Consider the following 23806-nt stretch of genomic DNA (forward strand, 5'->3'; position numbering starts at 1 on the left):
TTACAATTCCCTTATTTTAATGCTTCTAAAGCTCACCTCATTCCCGTGATCTTGTAGTAAAATACGACCCTCTTTTGCCTCACCAAATCCAGGTTTATCTTTAAATTTACTTAAAGATACCATTTTTTTGAATTCATCAGAGCCCCTTACATACTCAAGAACCTTTACACCATTTAAGTAATGCTCTACCTTATTATCCGGATACACAACGATTCGTGCATTATTCCAGGAACCTATTGGCCTTAAAAACCTTGGCTGCTTTTCGGCAGTCAATAGATCGTATAGCGAAGCGAGCGTCCGATTGCCATCACGTCCCATTTTTGCGTCCGGATGTTTTACATCATCAAGTACCTGGTATTCTAGACCCAAAGGCCAATCTTTGTTTTTGTCATCGATTACGACGAAATATTTAAGTCCACTATTAGCACCGGGTGTTAGCTTAAATTCAAAGGATAAGTCGAAAGCACTAAAAAGCTCTTTAGTTACAATATCACCGGCACGGGGTATATCTGTTCCTTCAGTAGCATGCACGCGCAATTCTCCTTGATCGTACGACCATCCCTTTTCAGGAAAGACATTTTTATTTGAGCTGACCCAATTATTTGTTGTTTTACCATCATAAAGCAGTTTATATCCGCGCTCGCGTTCATGGGACGAAAGTGTGTTGGGCTCTAAATTCACAACATAAATTTCCTTTCCTATCCTTTTGGGTTGTAAATTATTCGTTTGTATTTTAATATTTTTGAAATAGACTTTTTTGCCCTCCTCGCCATTTTTGCCGACGCTATGAACCTGTAAACCGATAAACCCGGTCTTGTCTAGGGTATCAACGACATAAGAGACAGGGATGTCATTAATCCAAGTTTTGGTTGTGTTGCCAATGCATTCAATCCGAAAATGATTAAATTCTCCTTTTTTGAATGCTGATTTACTTGTCGGATTGAGATCTAAAGGATAAAGCCAATTTCTTCTCGCCTCGTCATAAATGCCACCTGTCCAACTACGTGGAGTCGGATCGATTTCAACCTGTCTTCCATATACCCGCCCTTTACCATTATTTGCCTGTTGATCGATATGACTTCTCGTTTGAATGCCTGAATTATTGTGATCTCCTTCTATTTTCGCATCCAGTTCCAAAATAAAATCCCCATATTCCTTTTCCGTTACCAGAAAGGTATTCCCGGTATTTTTAACGGTAGTTCCAACAATCATTCCGTTTTCTACGGTATAAGGGGCATCCCCTGCAACTTGTTTCCAGCCTTTTAACGACTTTCCGTCGAATAAATCCTGCCAAGTGCTTTTCTGAGTATAAAAGGCTGAAAAAACACAGACCCCAATGGCGCTCAAAGCAATTAAACTTATTTTTCTCATGTTTTAGTATCCCTATATTGGTTTAATAATATACATTTTAATGGCTAGCGAAGCTTCTTCAATATGTGCGAGTGATTTTTAAGCGGGACAAAATTTAACATTGCTAGCGAGTCGGTTATCATTGGATATTTATCAATTGAAACGCTGTAGACTGCACCCCTTGCAGGCTATCTATCATTTAACAGCCTACAATCGGATCTTTGTCCCAACGTTCAATATTAGTAAATATTCCCAATACTAAGGTTGGAAAGGATGTATTATTTACGAAAACGATATCGTAATTTTTTCGCGACGGTGGGCAGATTATTTGCTTCTTATAGCCTCAACAGGATCCAGTTTACTAGCAATTATAGCGGGTATAATTCCGGAAATGAGCCCAATAGTAGTGGAAATAAAAATAGCCAACAACACTTCATCAAGGTGTACGACAACGCCTATACCAGCGATGATTTTTAATAAAAACGCCAAGGTGTATACCACAAATAAACCCATTAAACCGCCAAAAATGCATAAAGCGACTGATTCGATCAAAAATTGCCAAAGTATAAAATAGTTCTTTGCACCAAGCGATTTTTGAATGCCAATAATATGGGTACGCTCTTTAACGGATACAAACATAATATTGGCAATTCCAAATCCCCCAACTAATACAGAAAGAATGCCTATACAAAAGCCTGCTGTATTTACAATTTGGAACATGGTATCGAGCTGCGCGGTAATAATGGTTGTTTGATTAAGTGCAAAATCGTCCTCCTGTTTAGGGCTAAGCCGATGAATGGAACGCATGAGCCCTCTCAATTCGCTTTCCGCTTCATCCAAGGAAACACCACTTTTTGCGTTAACAATAATCGACGGTCCGAAATTTCTCACATTAATTACGTTTCTGGCAAAATTCAACGGTACCACTGCAATATTATCCAGCGAAACATCAATTAACATGCCTTCCCCCTCTTCCTTGAAAACACCTATTACTTTTAATCGGCGCCCGAGCGCCTGTATAGTCTTTCCTATGGGATCCGTATGCGGAAATAAACCTTTAGCTATCGTTGATCCAATAATGACAACAGCGGTACCTCTCTCTGATTCACTTTCGGTAAAATATCGTCCTGTCTGAAATTCGAGATTTCGTATTTTATAGTAATCATTTGAAACTGCACTGATGTACACCTTCTCCACATTGTTATTCAAAAATTTGAGCGTTTTGTCCGACATTCCGACTTCAAGTGCGATACCATCAGCAAGTGTTGCCCGTTGTTTTAATTGATCAAAATCACGGACAGTAGGCTCGGGTCTGTTCACATATTTCCACCAAGGGTAATCACCTCCACCACCCCAGGGCCACTTTTGAATGTAAATTGATCGACTTCCCAATTTTTCAACGCTACTTTCTAAATTCGCTCGGAGTGTATTAACGGCAGAGAAAATACCAATAATCGTCATAATACCGATCGTTACACCTAATAGTGAAAGGAAAGTACGCGTCTTATTTTCCCTTAACGCTGAAAATGCAAACCGGAAACTCTCAAAAAATAGCTTGATAAAAATCATACGCTCTTAAGACACGTAAAACAGGGAAAGGTTACAAGTTTCGGTACTTTTTTATAGGCGGATGTTTTTATCCAACAATCACCTAATATATAGCCTTTAAGGCTTACGTTTTTAAAACTTTTTTTTGTAAATTTGCGCGCTAATTTATCAGCTAATAAAAGAGGGGAACAAATTATGCCCCGTTTTTGTTATTACCATATTTAGGTTGACTGACCTATTTATTATTAAGAAATAAGATATATAAAATTCACAAAACATGAAGTTATCTCAATTTAAGTTTAATCTACCTGATTCGTTAATTGCTCATGAACCCGCAGAAACGAGGGACGAGGCGCGTTTAATGGTGCTTGATCGCAAAACCGGTGCAATTGAACACAAAATTTTCAAGGATGTATTGAACTATTTTGAAGAACATGATGTGATGATCCTCAATAACACAAAAGTTTTCCCCGCTCGTTTATATGGCAATAAGGAAAAAACAGGCGCCACGATAGAAGTCTTCTTACTCCGTGAATTGAATAAGGAATTGCGTCTTTGGGATGTACTGGTTGATCCCGCCAGAAAAATCCGGGTCGGGAATAAATTATATTTTGGCGACAACGACTTATTGGTTGCTGAAGTTGTAGACAATACGACATCGCGTGGTAGAACCATTCGTTTCCTGTTTGATGGGTCTGATGAAGAGTTTAGGAGAAACATTGAAATCTTAGGAGAAACACCACTTCCCAAGTATATCAAAAGAAAGCCTACGCCGGAAGATAAGTTTAGATATCAAACTATTTTTGCTAAGAACGAAGGCGCTGTAGCGGCACCTACAGCTGGTTTACACTTTAGCAGAGAATTGATGAAGCGCTTGGAATTAAAGGGTGTTGAGTTTGCAGAGGTTACTTTACATGTTGGTCTTGGAACATTCCGTCAGGTAGAGGTAGAAGACCTAACGAAACATAAAATGGATTCGGAGCAATTTATTATTGAACAAAAAGATGCTGATATTGTCAATAAAGCGATTGCTGAAAAGCGAAGAGTATGCGCAGTTGGTACAACAAGCATGCGTTCTATCGAGTCAGCGGTTTCGGCCAACCGGACCTTGAAAGCGGCAAACGATTGGACCAGCAAGTTTATATTCCCGCCTTATGATTTCAGTATTGCAAATAGTATGATCACTAATTTCCACACACCGGAATCCACCCTTTTAATGATGATTTGTGCTTTTGGCGGTTATGAACATGTGATGAATGCTTACGAGATCGCCGTAAAAGAGAAATACCGTTTTTATAGCTACGGTGACGCGATGTTAATCATATAAGGGGGAATACTCTTAACGAATAGGCTATCTAATAAGGGTAGCCTATTTTTCTTGGTATTGGAATGATGAAAAACTACGTAATAATTGTTGGCGGCGGATCGGGAACGCGCATGCAAAGCGCAATTCCGAAACAATTTATGCTATTAAATGGTCTTCCGGTACTAATGCACACGCTGACTGCTTTTTCACAAAGTAACACCAGACCAACGATTATATTAGTATTGAATAACCGACTGAAATCAGAATGGGAACAGCTTTGTATTAAGTATAGTTTTGATGTACCCCATATAATTGTTGAAGGTGGAGATACCAGATTTCACTCCGTACAGAATGGATTAAACCACATAAAGCAGTTAAGTGAACCAATAAAGCCAACTTACATCGCGGTTCACGACGGGGTACGTCCACTTGTATCTAAAGAAATCATTGATTACGGCTTTCAACAAATAGGTCGGCACCGAGCACTAATAACAGCTGTCAGCAGCAAGGACTCTGTACGCATTAAAGAGTCGGGAGATACCTCTAGAGCGGTTGATAGAAGCACCGTTTTCCTCGTTCAAACGCCTCAATTTTTCTCCGCGGAGATTTTATTTGAAGCTTATGAGCAAACCTATAGTGATACATTTACAGACGACGCTTCTGTTGTGGAAAAAAAAGGGTATCCGATTCAGATTCTACCTGGGGATACCCGTAATATTAAAATCACTTTTTCGGAAGATTTACTCTTTGCAGAGGTCATAATGAAGTCGTTAGCCAACGACTAGGCAGCTCCTCTGATAATTCTAAGCAATACCGCAATGATTGCAATTACCAACAGAACATGGATAATACCGCTACTGGTGTATCCCCCGAAAAAACTGATGGCCCAGATAATTACCAGAACAACAGCGATTAAATACAATAGATTTCCCATAACAATTCGATTAATAATTAGTTCAGGCAGGCACATTTCATTGCGCTGTAACTGCCTATTTATTTCTTGCCATAATAAAGCTTTTAAAAGCTATTTTGTTTTACATTTTTTATATTAGTCAAAAGAAAGGGAATCGGAAGACTACGAGAGGATGTTTAGAAAATTTTGAACATAAAAAAAGGGAAACAACTTGTTTCCCTTTACTATGGCAAAAATACCTTTTTTATAATTTATCGTTCACATCAACGCAATTAAGTTCTTCGAAAGCCTGTTTTAAACGTTTCACAAAGCTCTCTTCTCCCTTCCTTAACCAAACGCGAGGGTCATAATACTTCTTATTAGGAGCATCCTCTCCGTCAGGGTTACCAATTTGACTCTGAAGATAGCCTTCATTTGCTTTGTAGTAATCTTTTATCCCCTCCCAAAACGCCCATTGCATATCGGTATCAATATTCATTTTAATGGCTCCATAAGAGATCGCTTCCTCAATTTCGGCCGGAGACGAACCTGATCCACCATGAAAAACAAAATTCACGGGTTTTTCAGCGCTTAGTCCAAACTTTTCTTTAATATAGTCCTGAGAATTCTTGAGGATAACCGGTTGAAGTTTAACATTTCCCGGTTTGTAAACGCCATGCACATTTCCAAATGCTGCCGCCACGGTGAACTTATCGCTTACTTTACTGAGTTCTTCAAAAGCATAAGCTACTTCGGCCGGTTGTGTATAAAGTTTTGAGCTATCAACATCGCTATTATCCACTCCATCTTCTTCTCCGCCAGTTACTCCCAATTCAATTTCAACAGTCATTCCAAGCGGCTTCATGCGCTCTAAATACTTTTTAGAGATTTCTATATTTTCTTCAATAGGTTCTTCTGATAAATCAAGCATATGAGAAGAAAATAAAGGCTTACCATGTTGGGCAAAAAACGCTTCGCCGTGATCTAACAAACCGTCTATCCAAGGTAGTAATTTTTTAGCTGCATGATCTGTATGTAGGATAACCGCTACACCATAATGTTCGGCCAGTAAATGCACGTGTTTTGCAGCAGATACAGCACCTAGTATACATGCTTGCAATTTACTATTATCCAGCGTTTTACCAGCATAGAATTGCGCACCGCCATTTGACAATTGAATGATTACCGGTGAATTAACTGCTTTTGCAGTTTCCATCACTGCGTTGATAGAATTTGTTCCAATGGTATTTACTGCGGGGAGAGCGAATCGATGTTTTTTAGCGATCTCAAATAGCTCTTGTACAGCATCTCCATGCAGAACACCTTTATAACCTTTTAAACTCATTTGTAATACGTTGTTTAATTTTTGATTCCCGAAAGTAGGTATTTTATTTAAAATAAGCTACTTTCCCTTTCATTTTTCTTTCAACAGCAGGAGCCGTTTAGGGTAGTTTTTAGTAAAATAGGATATAAAGTGATAAGGTTACACAAAAGGTCACGTTTTATACATTTTTTTTGTTTCTTTGTACCTCTAATATTTTTTTGAATGGCTTGGTTTAAACGAGATCGTGCCGGTATTAACACGGCAACAGAAAATAAAAAAGAAGCTCCCGACGGGTTATGGAATAAATGTCCGTCCTGTAAAAAACCACTCTTGAAATCAGAGCAAGTTGAAAACAAATATGTATGTCAATATTGCGGCTATCATTTGAGGATAGGCTCAGCAGAATACTTTTCAGTACTATTTGACGACAATCAATTCACTGAGCTGTTTGGCAGTCTACGTTCAGCAGACCCCCTTAACTTCGAAGACACAAAAAAATACACGGAACGAATTGCGGAAAGCCATGCTAAAACGGGTTTAAACGATGCAATACGTGCCGGGCACGGCAAGATCGAAGGGCTTGATCTAGTCATAGCCTGCATGGATTTTACTTTTATCGGTGGTTCAATGGGCTCCGTAGTGGGAGAGAAAATTGCAAGATCGATCGACTATTGCATACAGCACCGTCTACCTTTTTTACTTATCTCAAAATCGGGTGGTGCCAGGATGATGGAAGCAGCGTTTTCGCTTATGCAAATGGCCAAGACATCGGCTAAGCTAGCGCTTCTCAGTCAGGCGAAGCTTCCCTATATATCCCTTTTAACAGACCCTACGACAGGAGGCGTAACAGCCTCATATGCCATGCTCGGTGATATCAACATTGCGGAGCCGGGTGCATTGATCGGATTTGCAGGGCCTCGTGTCATTAAAGAAACGATCAAAAAAGATTTGCCAAAGGGATTTCAAACAGCTGAATTTGTGCTTGAACATGGCTTTTTAGATTTTATTGTTGATCGAAGGGAAATGAAGCATAAAATAGCAACATTCCTAAGAAATATTTTATAGTGTAAAAAAAGCCTGATTTAAAATCAGGCTTTTTTTACACTATTTCCGTTCTCTTGTGGTAGGTGAGTCTGCAGTAAAAGCAGGACCTTCGTTTTTTCTATGATGGTCTCTCTCGGAAAAACTGCCTTGATTCACCTCAACGACTTTTTTCTTTCCATCTTTTTCCTTTATGATTTCTTTGTCACTTTTTCTATCTTTCAATTCATCACGCATAATAACCTCCTCTTAATTAAATAAACAAAAAACGGGTTGGTAATTGATTAACAAGTCCAAACCCATTTTGTTGGATAAATATCACGAAAGTTACGTTATACGTTCTCCGGACATACTTCCTTCAATTTAGAAACAACGAAATCGATTTCTTCTTTCGTATTGAATTTACTAAAAGAAAATCGAACAGACGGCCGTTTGGCATCCACGCCAATCGCGGTTAAAACATGAGATCCGATATTTGATCCCGAACTGCATGCACTGCCGCCCGAAGCGGAAATACCCGCAATATCTAAGTTAAAGAGTAACATGTCAGCTAAATCTGTAGGTGGAAACGACACATTTAATACCGTATACAAGCTTTGATCGGCTTCCAACTCGCCGTTAAAGCTTACACCGGGAATATGCTGAATAAGTTGCGCTCTCATGTAATCTTTCAGCCCCTGTATATAAGCCCTATGTTCGGCCATATGTTCATAAGCAATCTCGAGTGCCTTGGCCAAGCCAACAATGCCATAGACATTCTCCGTGCCCCCTCGCATATTTCGTTCTTGCGCACCGCCATGGATGAACGGCTTTATTTTTACTTCATGATTAACATATAGGAAGCCTGCTCCTTTCGGGCCGTGGAATTTGTGCGCTGCTCCCGCCAAAAAGCTTACTTTCAGAGCACTTAGGTCATGCACAAAGTGTCCCATTGTCTGGACCGTGTCGGTATGAAATAATGCGTTATAGGTCTGACAGATATCGGATACCCTTTGTATATCGGTTATTGTGCCTATTTCATTATTTGCATGCATCAATGAGACGAAACTAGGTGGACTATTTTGCAAAACTCTTTCCAGTTGCGATAAATCCACATGTCCCTTCGCATCAACGTCAAGCAGTGTTAGCTTAATGCTCCCTTCTTTTTCCAGTTCTTGTAAGGTATGCAAAACCGCATGGTGTTCGAGCGGTGAACTGATTGCGTGACTTAATTGATGATCTAAAATTCCCCTTCGAATTGCCGTATTGTCGGCTTCTGTTCCTCCTGATGTAAAAAAAATCTCCGCTGGAGAAGTATTTAATAAAGCAGCGACTTTTTTTCGGGCTTTTTCGATAATTGTTCTAACCTTTCTACCATCCGCATGAATGGATGAAGGGTTCCCATAATCGTCTCGCATAACAACCATCATCTCTTGCAATACTTGTTCATCTATTGCAGTGGTTGCCGCATTATCTAAATATACGCGCATGCTACAAATCTACTAAGTAATCCATTAACAGAATTTTATTCTTTTATACTTTTACTTCTAGGTGATCAAGATAAAATGGCTTCTATTTCGCCAATAATCTTATCAGCCAATAAGTCGGCGCGATTCTGTGTTGGCGATTCTGTGTAAATACGGATGATCGGTTCAGTGTTCGACTTCCGTAGATGAACCCATTCTTCCTCAAAATCTATTTTCAAACCATCAATGGTGCTATGGGGGGTATCCTTATATTTTTCCTCCATCGATTTTAAAAGCTGATCAATATCCAATCCAGGAGTGAGCGTGATCTTTTTCTTCGCCATAAAATAGGAAGGATAACTGTTGCGCAAAGCGGACACTTTTTGACCGCTTTTAGCAAGATGTGTCAAGAAAATACCGATACCTGCCAAAGCGTCCCTACCATAATGGGTAGCCGGGTAAATTACACCTCCGTTCCCCTCGCCTCCTATCACTGCATTTACCTCTTTCATTTTGGTCACTACATTCACCTCCCCAACCGCTGCTGCGTAATAAGTACCGCCGTGTTTCTCTGTTATATCCTTAAGGGCCCGTGTGGAGGATAAGTTAGATACCGTATTCCCTTTCTTTTGCCGGAGGATATAATCTGCAACGGCTACTAATGTATATTCCTCTCCAAACATTTCTCCATTTTCCATGACGAAACACAACCGATCGACATCTGGATCAACCGCAATTCCGAGATCGGCTTGCTTTTCTTTTACAAGGGCAGATAAATCCTTTAGATTTTCGGCCAAGGGCTCAGGATTATGCGGAAAGAGGCCATTTGGCTCACAATACAATTCATATACGGTTGATACCCCTAGTGCTTTCAATAAAGCTGGTACAAAGCGTCCCCCCGTTGAGTTAACAGCATCTACAGCAATTGAAAAATTAGCCTGTGCAATTGCGTCTCTATCAACTGTTTCCAGCGCTAAGATCTTCTCAATATGCCTTTCCAGGTAGGTGTCCTTTTTTATGACCCGTCCAAGTGCGTGTACTTCAGAAAAATCAAAACTCAATTCATCGGCTAAAGCCAATACTTCTTTTCCCTCGTAATCATTAATAAACTCTCCTTGCTGATTAAGCAACTTCAATGCATTCCATTCTGTCGGATTATGGCTAGCTGTCAAGATGATACCACCTGCCGCATCCTCCTCGGGCACGGCTATTTCAACGGTAGGCGTAGTAGACAGACCGAGATCAATCACCTCAATGCCGAGACTTTGGAGTGTACCTGTTACAATATTACTTACCATTTCTCCTGAAAGCCGTGCATCTCGACCTATTACTATTTTTTTATTGCCGGCTTTTTCGGTAATGTATTTTCCAAAAGCAGCGGTAAATTTTACAATGTCAATAGGAGTCAGGCCTTCGCCAGGTTTTCCACCTATGGTTCCGCGAATACCCGAAATAGATTTTATCAATGTCATTTTATACTCGAATTTATTAAGTAGGTGGTAAAAATAGCATTTTCATTAGAATATTCTAACGCTTCTGTCACCATCTGTAGAAGCAACCGATTGCTTAATAAAATAATTTTTTATTTTTATGACGCAATTATAAATCCGGATACGTTTGTAAACTGTATATTTGCAACCTTATTGAATTTAGCGACACAGAAAGGCATATTACATTTCAATGGTAATTTATATACAGATCGCTTTGGGGGTAAAAAAGATTAAAATCTTATTTCATAAAAACACATGTTTGCTTCTATCATACAATTTGATATAGATCTTTTCCTGATAATAAATCAGGATATGGCCAATGTTGTCTTTGATTGGCTAATGCCTTACTTACGGAATCCATATACGTGGGCCCCCTTATACTTGTTCATCTTAATTTTTTCGATACGTACTTATAAAAAACGAGGAGTAATCATGATGTTATTTCTGGTGCTTAGCTTTGGAATAGCTGACTTTTTATCTGCCTCGGTTATTAAACCCATAGTAAAAAGGATAAGACCCTGTAATGAACTTACCCTACAGGGGGAAATGGTAAGCCGGGTACGATGCGGCAGCGGATACAGTTTTCCGTCGTCCCATGCAAGTAATCATTTTGCCATGGCTCTATTTCTTATTATGGTCTATAGGAAGCGTTGGAGCGCCATATTATGGTTTGCTTTGTTATGGGCTTTCGCTATTAGTTTTGCTCAAGTCTATGTAGGCGTGCACTATCCTCTTGACGTAACTGCCGGCGCCCTATTTGGTAGTATCATTGGCTATTCTATGGCAACGTTATTTCTTTATATTCAGCCCGAAACAACTCGGCAGATAGCACAACCATGACACTTCTTATAATAGTTACTTTATTTCTTTCGGCTCTCTTGGGCGGTTTGGCTGTATTCTTTGTAAAAAGAGATAATACCGATTTATTAAGGCTCGTACTTTCTTTTAGCGGTGCGTATTTATTTTCGATCACTGTATTGCATCTTATCCCTGAGATCTACGCGCATAACGACGATCATTATTTAGGCTTATATGTACTTGGCGGTTTTTTATTTCAGTTATTATTAGAGAGATTTTCAGAAGGTATAGAACATGGTCACATTCATAAGCATGGCCACCACGGACATTTCCCGATAGGCGTTATGACCAGCTTATGCTTACATGCTTTTTTAGAAGGGATGCCACTAGCAAAGGGACATCAGAGAGAGCTGTTATTCGGCATTGCCATTCATCATATTCCTGCTGCCTTCGCTTTAGGCAGTTTACTCATTCAGTCAACTGTTAGGCAACGCACCATTATCCTATCTCTTTTTATTTTTGCTTTAATGTCGCCAATAGGTTTTACATTGAGTAATATGATTAGTTTAGGAGGTATTGGCGAAATCAACCAATACTTTGATAAAATGATGGCGATTGTCATCGGTATATTTCTTCACATCTCTACAACGATTCTGTTTGAATCTTCTTCAGCAGATCATCATCACTTTAATAAAAGAAAGCTCTTAGCAGTGATTACCGGGGTCACTCTTTCCCTATTTAATTTTCTGGTGCATTAAGCTACTGGTTTGTCTAATAAATTTAACCACGCAACTTATCAAGAAGGTAATTAAGTTGCTTGCATTCTTCTTCAGAAAGGTTTTCATCCAAGACGCTCAAGATAGACATTTTTTTATCTAAACGTTCCAAAATTGTCATACCATCATGGGTAATGAAAATATCAACAGCACGTCTATCTTTATGGCTCATACACCGCGAAACCAGTCCCTTTTGCACCAAACGATCGATAATTCTACTCACATCCGACATTCTATCCAACAAACGCTCCTTTAACATGTTAACGGTAGCCGGTTTTGCGTTTTGACCCCGCAAAATTCTCAACACATTGTATTGTTGAAGCGTTATTTTCTCTTTGTCGGTCCGCTCTTTTAAAAGACTTTGAATGAAGTTGCTTGTATATATGACGTTTAGAGCAGCCTTATGGTATTCGTTTTCGAATTTATTAGTGACGAGTACTTCTTCTATCTTCATATACCTAATTTAGAATTGGAGCACTAATATATAGCTTAAAATCTGATCTAAAAAATAAAGATGTCTTGCAACTACATTCTGTATAATATCGTGTAATCGACGATTATAAAATTTTCACATAACGACTGCCTCTATAATGATCTACAAGAAAACTGCCATCACCATGAAGTGTCCATATCTCCCGGGGATCAACAACATCAATTGTCTTTAAAATATCCCCCCAATCAACATGATCTGAAATAAACAATTCCATATCATTTCTGTTTTGCAGATATTTCCAACCGGAGGCAAAGACCTTTATAAGGTTTTTAGCTCTAAAATAGCTATTAAAAGTTAATGGTGGCACAAGGTAAATGATATTCTCAGGCTGCTCTTTAATAATTTTACGACCATAAGGTATATAGTGCCAACCAGCATAGCCATATTGTTCATAAATCCGATGAAAAGGAAGCACTGCATGATGGAGAAGTACTTTTTTTTCCGGGCAATATTGATTGATCATCGCCGTCAAACGTTGTGCTTTGCCTAACGCATAAGCACCAAGCATAATCGGATAGGTTGTACTATTTAGCTTATCAAGTTCCACCGAAGGGTCCGGATGTTTTACAATCGGATTCGCAAAAGTGCTTTCTGTAATCAAAACGTCCGCCTTAACAAGCGAGATGGGAGTACAGGTTGGATCTGCTTGCAACTTATAATCGCCGGTATATAAATAACGTACTCCTTTGAATTCCATCAATATTAAAGACGAACCCAAAATATGACCTGCAGAAAGAAACGTAACCGTCACACCTCCTAACGTAAAAGGCACGCCATAATCATAAACTTGGAAGTCGCGTGCAGCGCCCTTGTTATAACGCAGCTCCATAAATGACTTTGTTGGAGCCGTACAGAATACAGTAAAGCAGCCTGATGTTATGTGATCACCGTGGCCGTGAGACACCACCGAAACTCTCACCGCTTCCCGGGCATCTATAAAAAAGTCGCCATAAGCACAATAAATACCCTTGGAATTGACTGTCAAAAAATCATCTAAAATCATCTTGCTTTCAGCTGCGCTAGCAAGCGAGCCCTGACTTTTAAAACTTGCGGAATAAGAGCGTGAATCTCGTCATTATCTATCACAAAATCAGCGAGCTTGCGTTTTTCTTCATCAATCATTTGTTTATCTATTCTTGCTAACACCGCCTCTCTTGTTAGCTGGTCCCTTTCCATCACGCGCTTGATTCGAAGTTCCTGCGGGGCAACTATTAAAATATTATAGTCTGATAATTTATAGGTTCCTGTTTCGAAAAGTAACGCAGCCTCTTTAAATGTTAGCTCTGCTTGTTGTTGCCTTTCCCAGTTTTCATAGGCTTTTATTGTAGCTGGATGAACCAGGGCGTTAAGCTTATCTAATTTATCACGGTCTTGGAAAACAATCCTCGAGAGATAGACCCGGTCAAGTTTACCTTCTTTTGAATAGACTTCCGCTCCGAATATTCCTTTGATATCTTCCACTAAATCCTTATTGTCTACCATCACATTCTTAGCTTCGGTATCCGCATAAAACACCGGATATCCCATAGCTTCAAATATTTTACAAACGGTGGTTTTACCAGTACCAATTCCTCCAGTTACGCCAATGCGTAGTTTATCTTTATTTATTTCCACAATAAAAATTCTACATTTTGCGGTTCTGCCTTAATAATTTTCACGAAATCCGGCTGCTTCGTGATAATAACCGGCAAATTCTTGATGTGATTACTTCGCCAGTCGTTCAAATTAATAACTGCTTCGAACATATCCCGATCTATATCTTCGTATTTTTCTAAAGACACAATGGTTGTTAATCTTACTTTCTCAGGTAGCACTTTCACCGTTCTAAAGGCTCTACTATTCTCTGCCCTAATAGGTACCTCTATAATCTTTTCCGTCACTTCACCTACCGGTATGGTAACATCAACCGATGAGGGGTGTACATTAATATTTGCTTTCTGACTTTTTGATAAAGTAACTTTGGCAGTAATGGTATTGTCAACATTATTTCTCCTTAATGTATCTGTCGCCCAGCCATCAATCAATACCAGGTCTTCCAAAGGCCCTGTAACCGTCACAAACTTCGGTTCAATCTGAATATCGCCTGTGATATCATATTGCTTTCTAAACTTAATGTCTTTGGACAAATTAACGGTTACTTTTTTAACATCTTGCTTAGAAAAATTAAAGAAAAGTGTATCGGGAGAAATGGAAACAATACGTTGATTTGCACTAAATTGCCGATTTATATATCCCATTTGATTGGAAAATAGTATCCAATCACGTGTTTTTAAACCGCTTAAGTCAACATGTATATCTTGAGGTTTAAGTCGAAGATTAGAAAATAACACCTGCCAGCCCGTTCCTTCGACCTGCATAGCGACGGTATCTGACTGAAGTGGGTGAAATGCCCTTTTCGGCGGAACATTTACATAATTTAGAGAGGCCTTTACCGTATAAATGTAACGGTTTGATAAAGCAAAGAGGCTCCACACCAGAAAGGAGATAAAGAGACAAATAGCAAATAAGCTTAGTTTCTTTTGTTGCTTCTTATTGAGATTAAACATACCTACCCTTTATAAACGAACAAAACGCCTAACAAAAATAACAACCTTTGTCGGTCAAATCAATTTTGTCAGGCGTTTTATAGCACCTCGTCTAGCCGACAAAGTCTATTTCTTTTCGTCCGTTGTTGTAGTTACTGTCCCTTGCTTTGGTGTATTGGCAAGTTTGGAAGCATCCAATGAAATCGCAGCTTTATCGAATTTGATACGTGTACCGGAACCTACGTCAATGATAAATGTGCTTTCGCCTATCTCAACGATACGACCGTGAATGCCTGCGGTAGTTACCACTTTATCATTCACCTTTAAATCTTCTATATATTTTTTATGATCTTTCTGTTTCTTCATCTGTGGGCGTATCATGAAAAAATAGAATACTACCACAATTAATCCCATCATAATGAGGGATGACATTCCGCCTGATCCTGCTTGTAATAAAATTGCTGCTGTTGTCATGTAAATTACTGTGATTTAAAATTGTTAACTATTGTACTTCACCTTTTAAGTGTAGCATTAATTGTGCGGGTTGCGCGTTACTATATACGGTAATAATTTTATGCTGTGCACCGCGTTGTCCTGCACTATTAAAACCAACTTCAATGCTGCCTTGCTCTCCGGGTTTAATCGGTTTTTTATCAAATTTGGGAGTAGTACAGCCACATCCTGCCTGCACGTCGCTTATTATTAAAGGTGATTTCCCTGTATTAGTAAATTCAAAAACGTGATTTACCTTCTCCCCTTCTTTGATCTTGGAGAAGTCATATGTATCATTCTTAAATTTTAGCACGGGAGCATCCGCTACATCGGCGGAATCCGGAATCTGCTTATTCACCCCGGTATTATCAGTCGTATTTACACTTTCGATAATATCCTCTCCAGCACTTTTCTCCTTTTGTTTAGATCCATTGCAAGCGCTTAGCGCCAAAACTGCTAATGATAGTAACAAAATTTTATTTTTCATATACTTATAATTGTTGGTTATTTGATGTAGATCAGCCATGCACTAGCTTATCGACTAAGGGTTTATAGAAACATCTCATCCAATAAGTCCCCTTCCGAATTTTCTGATTTTGCCCTCCTTTTGAAGTTCGATCAAAATTTTATCGAGGATGCCATTGATAAACGAATTGCTCTTCGGTGTACTAAATTCCTTAGAAATTTCAATATACTCATTAATTGTAACCTTAACAGGTATAGAAGAAAAATTCAATAATTCGGTGATCGCCATTCTCATCAGTAAGGTATCAATTAACGCTATTCTGTCAGCTTCCCAGTTTTTTGTTTTCCCCGAAATATATATCTGATAATCCTCTCCATGCCGAGTTGTCAATCGAAACAAGTCAACAATAAATTCTTTATCATCAACCCAATTTGGACACAATTGCGCTAACTTATTTTTCTCTGGATCTTCGCTGTTGAAATTTTTCAAAGTTTTAGCTAACAGCGCTTGTAACACATCTTTATCAGTCGTCCAATTAATAAAATGCTCATCGAATATCTGTTCAATAGCCGGTGATTTCAATATAATTTTTTTAAAGATAAACTTTATAATATCCTTCTCAGCCTTGAGCGATCGATCTTCATTCTCTAAATAAGCAACATACTCGGGAGATTGTTTTAAAATGTGGAAAATACTTTTCACCGTTTCCATATCAAAAACGGCATCTACCTTATATTTTTTACACAGATCCACAAACTCCTCATTTTGTTGTAGCAGTTCAATAAAGGTGTTATTCGCCAATCGTGTATTGGCATTGAGATCGTGTTCAGTAGGTAAAAATTTATTTGCCCGGTCTTCCGCATCTACCAACGCATATTCAGCCACCTCTGACGCGAGTGCGAGCACCCAAATATACATCTCATAAACCTGATCAACACTTTTCAGCAATGCCTTTTCAAAATTGTTTATATTCTTATCATCCGATTGCTGGAATGCATAGATTGTTTGTAATACTTTAACCCTCAGGTGCCTTCTATTTAACATATTATTTATAAAGAACGATTATATAGTCATGCTAGCCCTATGACTAGTTTTGTTTTATTTTTTTTATAAGCGCAATCCGGTCTTCAGCAATTTGCATAGCAGCCTGATGCGTTGGAATTTTTTCTTTCAACGATTTTTGAATCACCGAGCGCGTTGCTTCATAGATATTTTCGGTTAATGCGGCACTTCTTAAGACATTATATCCAGCAATTTCAGCATAGCAGCTCAAAAGGCCTCCAGCATTTATTAAAAAATCAGGCGCGTAAATAATGCCTTTTTCCAGAAGCTTAGCGCCATGTTCACGATCGTTGGCCAACTGATTGTTAGCAGAACCCGCAATAATTTTGCATTTCATACGCTCAATCGTGTAATTATTAACTGTCCCTCCTAATGCACAAGGCGCATAAACATCCAAATCCATATCGAAGAGGTTATTATGCGCGATGGCTTCTGCACCGTATTTGTTAGAAACCTGAATCATTCGATCTTCAACAATATCACTTACATATACCTTCGCATTCTCTTCCCGAAGTAATGAAACAAGATGTTCCCCCACTTTTCCCGTTCCCTGCACGGCCACCGTCCGCCCAGCCATACTATCTGTACCATAAAGTTCTTTGACGGCTGCCTTTATACCATAAAACACGCCTTTCGCGGTGAAGGGAGCCGTATCGCCGCTTCCACCCAAAGATTTCGGCAAGCCAACCACATGGTTGGTTTCCATGTGGATAAATTCCATATCCTTGGAAGTAGTTCCCATATCCAATGAAGCGATAAATGAACCATTCATCTCTTCTACAAACTGCCCGAGCCTCCTTAAGATAACTTCCGATTTCTGGGTACGGTGATCGCCAATAATTACCGCAGTTCCACCCCCTAAATTGACACCACTTATTGCCGATTTATATGTCATCGCCCGAGACAATCTTAAGACGTCGTCTATCGCTTCCAATTCGGTTTTATATGGCAACATACGTACTCCACCGATAGCGGGACCAAGTGTAGTGTCATGAATAGCGATGATAGCCTTTAATCCTATTGTATGATCTTGGCAAAATACAATCTTTTGATGTTCAAATTGTCGTAACAAATCAAACATTTGGGGGTATGGCGTTTCGGAAGACATATTTTACTATTATTTTAGTATCGGCAATTCTGCGCAAAAGTACTAATTTTATCGGTATCTTTTTACGAATTTAAAATCATTTCATTCAGTAAATAATTGTTTGCATTGCCATTTAATTTTAATATTAGTTAAATGCACTCAGTATAGCAATAGTTTTATCAGGATACGTACTTTTGTACGATAGGTTTAATTTTAGTCTTCATGAAGCACTTAGCTTATCTTAATAAATTTTTCTATAAATATCGTTGGCGAATGATTCCCGGTTTTATATTCGTGGTAGTATCAAACTACTTCGGCATTATACCGGCTCAAGTAATTCGTATTGCCTTTGATCTGGTTAAAGATAATATAGCTCTTTTTCAGCTATTCGATGGCTTTGAACGTCAGTCGTTGATTTATGAGATATTTGGACATAGTCTTCTTTTATTTGGTACGCTTGTTTTGGTCTTAGCACTGATAAGGGGACTGTTCCTCTTTCTTATGAGACAAACAATCATCCTGACTTCACGTCATATCGAATATGATCTAAAGAATGAAATTTATGATCACTACCAACAATTGGATATGGCTTTCTTTAAACGAAACAACACGGGAGATTTAATCAATCGTGTAACCGAAGATGTAAGTCGTGTCCGAGCTTACTTGGGTCCGGCCATTATGTACTCTATTAACACGGTTGTGCTGTCAATAATGGTCATTAGTTCTATGTTTACCGTGAACGCCAAGCTAGCTATTTACGCATTAGCTCCTATACCCGTTCTATCAGCGGTCATACTTTTTATTAATAAGCTCATCAATAAAAGAAGTGAAAAAATACAGGAGCAGCTATCCGCGTTGAGCTCTTTTGTACAAGAGACTTTCTCAGGGATCCGTGTTATTAAAACATACAGTCGTGAGCAGGATAAGAAAAACAGCTTTGCAAAAGAAAGCAACGATTACAAAACTGTCTCCTTATCGTTAGTGAAAGTTCAGGCTGTATTTTTTCCGCTTATCTTACTTCTCATTGGTTTAAGTACGATTATAACTATTTATATTGGAGGTATCGAGGTCATGCGTGGTAGCATATCATCCGGAAACATTGCAGAATTTATTGTTTATGTTAATCAATTAACATTTCCTGCAATGTCACTTGCCTGGGTGACTTCATTGGTGCAGCGAGCGGCAGCTTCGCAAAAACGGATCAATGAATTTTTAGATACTTCTCCTCGTATAAAATCGCAAACCGGCGGGAAAGAGGAGTTTAGAGGAGATATTGAATTTAGAAACGTATCTTTCACCTATCCGGATACAGGAATTACTGCACTAAAAGAAATATCTTTTAAGGTTAATCCAGGAAAAATTTTAGCGATCATTGGCAAAACAGGATCGGGAAAATCCACCATTGCACGACTTTTAATGCGTATGTATGATACTTCTTCCGGTACTATTCTTGTCGATGGGATACCCATACAGGACTTAAACCTAAACAGCTATCGGAGCACAATAGGTTTTGTTCCGCAAGACGTTTTCCTTTTTTCAGATACGATAGCAAAGAACGTCGCTTTTGGGCTGGATCAACTGGATATGGCGAAGGTAGAGGAGGCAACAAAAAAAGCAGCCGTGTATGACAATATCATGGAGTTCGAAAAAGGTTTTGAGACAGCTATCGGAGAAAGAGGAATCACCCTTTCGGGAGGACAGAAACAGCGTGTTTCGATAGCAAGAGCAATTACAATAAACCCTAAAATACTAATTTTTGATGACTGCCTATCAGCGGTAGACACCAAAACAGAGGAAAAAATTCTTCAGAATTTAGGTACGGTTATGCGTGACAGAAGCGCCATATTTATTGCGCATCGTGTTTCTACCATCAAGAACGCAGATCATATCTTGGTAATGGAAAACGGTCAGATAATAGAAGAAGGTAAACACACAGAACTTCTGGCTGCTAAAGGCAGTTACTTTGAGCTATACGAAAAACAGCTACTGGAGGAAGAAGTTTAACCAACAGTAGCTGCTCTTAATTCGCTTGGGTATCTGGCGTCTTGTTTACTAACGGAATCGCATCTGCTGCTTGTCAAGCATACCCATTTGATCTTTCATCATTTTAATCTGATCGGCTAGCAATTTATTTTTATCAGCTTTTTTAGCCTCTTGAAGTAATTGTGTAGCTTCCCGCTTATTTCGCTTGGCCATGGCGATGCCCGCCAGGCTTAATTTAGCCAATGCTACGTTATGATCCATCTGCATGCCTAAGCTAAGTGCCTTCTTGAAATATTTTTCTGACTGTAATGGAGCGGATCGCGACTCAATTAGTCCAATGAGTAAATGATAATACCCATGCTGAGCACGAATCAACTGTTTCTCATAATTAGTGATTTTATTTAGCCAAGTTTTTGCTTTGTCCATATTTTCCTTTCGTAAGTAAAATTGCGCAATCAGCATATTTTCGTTAAAAAAGAAAGTGACAAAAACAACTATAGCCAAAAGAAGTGCTAATACTCCCCACGGCCAGTGGCCAAATACAAATAGACTGACAGCTGCTCCCAACAAAAGGAAAGCTATAATAATACGAATGAAATTTGGCATATCTTTACTTTATGAATGTATTCATTATAATGCTGCAAATATCCGTTAATTTATGGGTTTTAACAAAAAATTATCCGTTAAAATCTGTTGTTAAATCCGGTCTATAGGACGTGCAAACGACTATTGTATTGTATATAATGTCAATTTTAGCTAAGTTTGAGCATGAGTATAGCCCTTGAAAAAAGCTGGAAAGAAATTTTAGAACCGGAATTTTCCAAAACCTATATGAGCGAGTTACGAAATTTTTTGAGGACAGAGCAAGCACAATATCAGGTATTTCCGCCCAATAAACTTATATTCAATGCCTTTGAACACACACCCTTTTATGAAGTGAAAGCCGTTATCTTGGGGCAAGATCCTTATCATAATATCGGACAAGCACATGGATTGTCTTTTTCGGTTCAACCAGGCATTGCAATCCCTCCATCGCTACGGAATATGTATATCGAATTAAGTAATGATATTCCAGGTTTTAAGATTCCCAATCACGGTACACTGACCAAATGGGCTGATCAGGGTGTACTGCTCCTTAATGCGGTACTGACGGTGCGAGCACACATGGCAGCATCTCATCAAAAAAAAGGATGGGAAGTTTTTACGGATACCGTAATTAAGGAACTCGCACAACGAAGAGAAGGAATTGTTTTTATATTATGGGGAAATTACGCTAAACAGAAAGTGAAACTGATCGATTCCTCCAAACATTTGATTATAACATCAGCCCACCCTTCGCCGCTATCTGCACACAATGGATTTTTTGGCAGTAAACCCTTCTCAAAAACCAATGACTATTTAGAAAAACACGGAAAAACGCCAATTGACTGGCAGGTGTAGACCTAGTAGATTGTTATGCAAAAAATCGATCTTAGTATTCCATTGGTACGATCGGTTCTTTTTTAGACGTTGACATAATCATCATCGTTTGAAAGGTTTTCACACATGGTATCCGACTAATCTTTTCCATAATCAACCGCTCGTAAGATTTAATGTCCTTGACATAAACCTTTAAAATAAAATCACATTGCCCGGTGACGTGATGGCATTCGGTCACTTCAGGTATACTTTTGATCGCTTCAACAAATTCAGGGATTGAATTGTGTGTATGAAAATCCAATTGTATTTGTATAAAGGATTTAATGCCCAAGCCTAGAAGCTCTTCATCCACCAAGGCATGGTAGCTTTTGATATAGCCCGCATTTTCAAGTTTTCGAACCCTTTCCAGTGTTGGTGCCGGTGACAAACCGATATTGGAAGAAAGTTGTAAGTTGGTTATTCTACCGTTTTCTTGGAGTAATTTAATAATCTTTAAATCAATTCTATCTGGTTCAAAAGCCATGGCTAACAGTTTTAGCGTAAAGTTAACAAATAACCAAATAAAATTTTACAATATTGATTTTTTTATTTCAAAGATTAGGTATTCAATAGTACATTTAATACGATGGAAAATGAGTGCCAATTAACGTTTAGCATTTAGGGCAAGCGCGTACAATTTCATTTGCTTTACCATCGCCACCAACCCGTTAGCACGAGTAGGTGACAAATGTTCTTTTAATCCGATTTCATCTATAAAATAAAGATCGGCACTCACAATATCTTCTGCACGCTGTCCGGATAAAACTTTGATCATTAAGCTAACAAGTCCCTTAGTAATGATTGCATCACTATCGGCCGTAAAAAAGACTTTGTCGTCTACATACTGTGCATGCAACCAAACGCGAGACTGGCATCCTTTAATCAATAAATCGTCAACTTTATGGGACTCGTCGATTAAAGGCAGCTCCTTCCCCAATTGAATAATATATTCATATTTAGCCATCCAATCCTCGAAAAAAGAGAAATCTTCTATCAATTCGTCCTGTATTTCCTTAATTGTCATATCAACCATCGTTATAGCAACATAGAAGCGGCTCTTTTTACAGCGCTTACCAACAGATCTATTTCTTCCTTTGTATTGTACATTGCAATGGAGGCACGCACCGTGCCAGGAATCCCAAACCGCTCCATTAAAGGTTGTGTGCAATGATGACCAGTACGAACAGCAATGCCCAACTTGTCTAAGATAACGCCCACATCGTACGGATGCGCACCATTCACCAGAAAAGATATCACGCTGGATTTCTCTTTCGCCGTACCTATAAACCGGATTTGATCAATTTCCGACAAAGCTTTAGTCGCATATTTAAGCAGTTCCGTTTCATAAAGCGCAATCTGACTCAAGCCAATCGTCTTTATATAATCTACGGCTGCCCCCAAACATATTCCCGCTTCGATATTGGGTGTACCCGCCTCAAATTTAAATGGTAGTTCGTTATAAATCGTCTTTTCAAACCTAACCTCTTTAATCATATCACCCCCTCCTTGATAAGGCGGCATCTGATCCAACCATTTTTCCTTTCCGTACAAGACCCCCACGCCGGTTGGACCGTACATCTTGTGTCCTGAAAAAGCGAAAAAATCAACATCTAAAGCTTGTACATCCACATGTAAATGTTGTATGGCCTGCGCACCATCAACCAGCACGGGAATGCCATGATCATGCGCCAGTTTTGTAATCTCTTTTATTGGGTTTAAAGTTCCGAGCGTATTTGATACGTAGGTTATGGAAACAAGCTTTACTCTTTCGTTGAGCATAGCGTGATAAGCGCCCATATCCAATTCTCCTTCATCATTTATGGGAACTACACGTAGCTTCGCGCCCTGCTCTTCGCATAACATTTGCCAAGGCACAATATTGCTATGGTGTTCCATGGCCGAAATAATAATCTCGTCCCCTTCTTTTACAAATTGCTTTCCATAACAATGCGCAACCAAGTTGATGCTGTGCGTAGTCCCATTGGTTAAAATAACCTCATAATCTTGCGCTGCATTTATAAATTCAGAAAGCTTTCTCCGTGTGACCTCATAAGCATCTGTTGCCAGTTGACTTAAGTGATGAACACCCCGGTGCACATTACTATTGATTTGTGTATAATAATCAGTAATAGCATTAATTACCGATTGTGGCTTCTGCGTAGTCGCTCCGTTATCCAGATAAACCAAGGGGTACCCATTTACCTTCGTTTTTAATATAGGAAAATCAGCTCTTATACTATGAATATCGTAATGTGTCAAAATCAGAAATT

26 protein-coding genes are annotated in these 23806 nt (G+C 39.0%); 7 read left to right on the top strand and 19 right to left on the bottom strand.

The annotated features are described in order from the left end of the window. Both ACH11B_RS21175 and ACH11B_RS21180 read right to left on the bottom strand, forming a co-directional pair. Positions 1-1371, bottom strand: coding sequence for a DUF1080 domain-containing protein (locus ACH11B_RS21175; protein WP_289553282.1), 1371 nt, complete (start codon positions 1369-1371; stop codon positions 1-3). A 303-nt stretch (positions 1372-1674) separates the two neighbouring features. Beyond that, positions 1675-2919, bottom strand: coding sequence for an ABC transporter permease (locus ACH11B_RS21180; RefSeq protein ID WP_289553284.1), 1245 nt, complete (start codon positions 2917-2919; stop codon positions 1675-1677). A 256-nt stretch (positions 2920-3175) separates the two neighbouring features. On the opposite strand from ACH11B_RS21180, the gene queA reads away from it, so the two are divergent. Both queA and ACH11B_RS21190 read left to right on the top strand, forming a co-directional pair. Next, positions 3176-4225, top strand: a complete 1050-nt coding sequence (gene queA, locus ACH11B_RS21185) for a tRNA preQ1(34) S-adenosylmethionine ribosyltransferase-isomerase QueA (protein WP_013667241.1) — start codon at positions 3176-3178, stop codon at positions 4223-4225. Between the two features lie 62 nt (positions 4226-4287). Further along, positions 4288-4989, top strand: a complete 702-nt coding sequence (locus ACH11B_RS21190) for a 2-C-methyl-D-erythritol 4-phosphate cytidylyltransferase (protein WP_289553286.1) — start codon at positions 4288-4290, stop codon at positions 4987-4989. Here ACH11B_RS21190 and ACH11B_RS21195 read toward each other — a convergent pair. Both ACH11B_RS21195 and fbaA read right to left on the bottom strand, forming a co-directional pair. Then, positions 4986-5138, bottom strand: coding sequence for a lmo0937 family membrane protein (locus ACH11B_RS21195; RefSeq protein ID WP_013667243.1), 153 nt, complete (start codon positions 5136-5138; stop codon positions 4986-4988). The genes ACH11B_RS21190 and ACH11B_RS21195 overlap by 4 nt on opposite strands. Before the next feature lie 223 nt (positions 5139-5361). Continuing rightward, positions 5362-6441, bottom strand: coding sequence for a class II fructose-bisphosphate aldolase (gene fbaA / locus ACH11B_RS21200; protein WP_013667244.1), 1080 nt, complete (start codon positions 6439-6441; stop codon positions 5362-5364). A gap of 201 nt (positions 6442-6642) precedes the next feature. Between fbaA and accD the strand changes: the two genes are divergently transcribed. Further along, positions 6643-7485 carry an acetyl-CoA carboxylase, carboxyltransferase subunit beta gene (accD, locus tag ACH11B_RS21205; protein ID WP_013667245.1) on the top strand — a complete coding sequence of 281 codons (843 nt, stop codon included), beginning with the start codon at positions 6643-6645 and terminating at the stop codon, positions 7483-7485. Between the two features lie 39 nt (positions 7486-7524). Here accD and ACH11B_RS21210 read toward each other — a convergent pair whose 3' ends face one another. The 3 genes from ACH11B_RS21210 to glmM all read right to left on the bottom strand — a co-directional run bounded on the left by ACH11B_RS21210 (position 7525) and on the right by glmM (position 10378). Then, positions 7525-7698, bottom strand: coding sequence for a hypothetical protein (locus ACH11B_RS21210; protein WP_013667246.1), 174 nt, complete (start codon positions 7696-7698; stop codon positions 7525-7527). Positions 7699-7793: 95 nt separating this feature from the next. Further along, a complete protein-coding gene (locus ACH11B_RS21215) occupies positions 7794-8930 on the bottom strand; it encodes a cysteine desulfurase family protein (protein WP_130855771.1) in 1137 nt (378 codons plus the stop codon). 65 nt (positions 8931-8995) lie between these two features. Continuing rightward, positions 8996-10378, bottom strand: coding sequence for a phosphoglucosamine mutase (gene glmM / locus ACH11B_RS21220; RefSeq protein WP_130855770.1), 1383 nt, complete (start codon positions 10376-10378; stop codon positions 8996-8998). Positions 10379-10651: 273 nt separating this feature from the next. Here glmM and ACH11B_RS21225 point away from each other — a divergent pair, with 273 nt between their 5' ends. Both ACH11B_RS21225 and ACH11B_RS21230 read left to right on the top strand, forming a co-directional pair. Continuing rightward, the gene (locus ACH11B_RS21225) at positions 10652-11236 is read left to right on the top strand and encodes a phosphatase PAP2 family protein (protein WP_013667249.1); all 585 of its coding nucleotides are present in this window, start codon (positions 10652-10654) and stop codon (positions 11234-11236) included. Further along, on the top strand, positions 11233-11952 hold the full coding sequence (locus ACH11B_RS21230) for a ZIP family metal transporter (RefSeq protein ID WP_130855769.1): 720 nt from the start codon (positions 11233-11235) through the stop codon (positions 11950-11952). Before ACH11B_RS21225 ends, ACH11B_RS21230 begins: the two co-directional genes overlap by 4 nt. Before the next feature lie 22 nt (positions 11953-11974). Here ACH11B_RS21230 and ACH11B_RS21235 read toward each other — a convergent pair whose 3' ends face one another. The 8 genes from ACH11B_RS21235 to ACH11B_RS21270 form a co-directional block, all read right to left on the bottom strand. Then, positions 11975-12424, bottom strand: coding sequence for a MarR family winged helix-turn-helix transcriptional regulator (locus tag ACH11B_RS21235; protein ID WP_013667251.1), 450 nt, complete (start codon positions 12422-12424; stop codon positions 11975-11977). Positions 12425-12527: 103 nt separating this feature from the next. Beyond that, positions 12528-13466, bottom strand: a complete 939-nt coding sequence (locus ACH11B_RS21240; protein WP_130855768.1) for an MBL fold metallo-hydrolase — start codon at positions 13464-13466, stop codon at positions 12528-12530. Continuing rightward, entirely contained in the window at positions 13463-14077 is a 615-nt protein-coding gene (coaE, locus tag ACH11B_RS21245; protein WP_130855767.1) for a dephospho-CoA kinase, read from the bottom strand. The genes ACH11B_RS21240 and coaE overlap by 4 nt, the downstream gene beginning before the upstream one ends. Continuing rightward, the gene (locus tag ACH11B_RS21250; protein ID WP_130855766.1) at positions 14068-15009 is read right to left on the bottom strand and encodes a YbbR-like domain-containing protein; all 942 of its coding nucleotides are present in this window, start codon (positions 15007-15009) and stop codon (positions 14068-14070) included. Before ACH11B_RS21250 ends, coaE begins: the two co-directional genes overlap by 10 nt. Before the next feature lie 105 nt (positions 15010-15114). After that, the gene (gene yajC, locus ACH11B_RS21255) at positions 15115-15462 is read right to left on the bottom strand and encodes a preprotein translocase subunit YajC (RefSeq protein WP_130855765.1); all 348 of its coding nucleotides are present in this window, start codon (positions 15460-15462) and stop codon (positions 15115-15117) included. Between the two features lie 28 nt (positions 15463-15490). Continuing rightward, entirely contained in the window at positions 15491-15967 is a 477-nt protein-coding gene (locus ACH11B_RS21260) for a DUF1573 domain-containing protein (RefSeq protein WP_130855764.1), read from the bottom strand. A 75-nt stretch (positions 15968-16042) separates the two neighbouring features. Beyond that, positions 16043-16990 (bottom strand): transcription antitermination factor NusB, encoded by a 948-nt coding sequence (gene nusB, locus ACH11B_RS21265; RefSeq protein ID WP_013667257.1) that lies wholly within the window; start codon positions 16988-16990, stop codon positions 16043-16045. 43 nt (positions 16991-17033) lie between these two features. Further along, positions 17034-18116, bottom strand: coding sequence for a Glu/Leu/Phe/Val dehydrogenase (locus tag ACH11B_RS21270; protein ID WP_013667258.1), 1083 nt, complete (start codon positions 18114-18116; stop codon positions 17034-17036). 201 nt (positions 18117-18317) lie between these two features. Between ACH11B_RS21270 and ACH11B_RS21275 the strand changes: the two genes are divergently transcribed. After that, a complete protein-coding gene (locus ACH11B_RS21275) occupies positions 18318-20099 on the top strand; it encodes an ABC transporter ATP-binding protein (protein WP_377608710.1) in 1782 nt (593 codons plus the stop codon). A gap of 48 nt (positions 20100-20147) precedes the next feature. Here ACH11B_RS21275 and ACH11B_RS21280 read toward each other — a convergent pair whose 3' ends face one another. Further along, the gene (locus tag ACH11B_RS21280; protein ID WP_013667260.1) at positions 20148-20684 is read right to left on the bottom strand and encodes a membrane protein; all 537 of its coding nucleotides are present in this window, start codon (positions 20682-20684) and stop codon (positions 20148-20150) included. 162 nt (positions 20685-20846) lie between these two features. Between ACH11B_RS21280 and ung the strand changes: the two genes are divergently transcribed. Beyond that, positions 20847-21518 (top strand): uracil-DNA glycosylase, encoded by a 672-nt coding sequence (ung, locus tag ACH11B_RS21285; protein WP_013667261.1) that lies wholly within the window; start codon positions 20847-20849, stop codon positions 21516-21518. Positions 21519-21549: 31 nt separating this feature from the next. On the opposite strand, the gene ACH11B_RS21290 is transcribed toward ung, so the two are convergent. From ACH11B_RS21290 to ACH11B_RS21300, 3 genes are all read right to left on the bottom strand, one after another. Then, entirely contained in the window at positions 21550-22020 is a 471-nt protein-coding gene (locus ACH11B_RS21290; protein WP_013667262.1) for an Lrp/AsnC family transcriptional regulator, read from the bottom strand. Between the two features lie 120 nt (positions 22021-22140). Beyond that, positions 22141-22560 (bottom strand): SufE family protein, encoded by a 420-nt coding sequence (locus tag ACH11B_RS21295; RefSeq protein ID WP_013667263.1) that lies wholly within the window; start codon positions 22558-22560, stop codon positions 22141-22143. An 11-nt stretch (positions 22561-22571) separates the two neighbouring features. Continuing rightward, positions 22572-23795: an aminotransferase class V-fold PLP-dependent enzyme gene (locus ACH11B_RS21300; protein ID WP_377608706.1), complete on the bottom strand. Its 1224-nt coding sequence runs from the start codon at positions 23793-23795 to the stop codon at positions 22572-22574. Between the last annotated feature and the right edge of the window lie 11 nt (positions 23796-23806).

This window comes from Olivibacter sp. EAT-5 (assembly GCF_044784325.1).
Classification (GTDB): Bacteria; Bacteroidota; Bacteroidia; order Sphingobacteriales; family Sphingobacteriaceae; genus Olivibacter; species Olivibacter oleidegradans.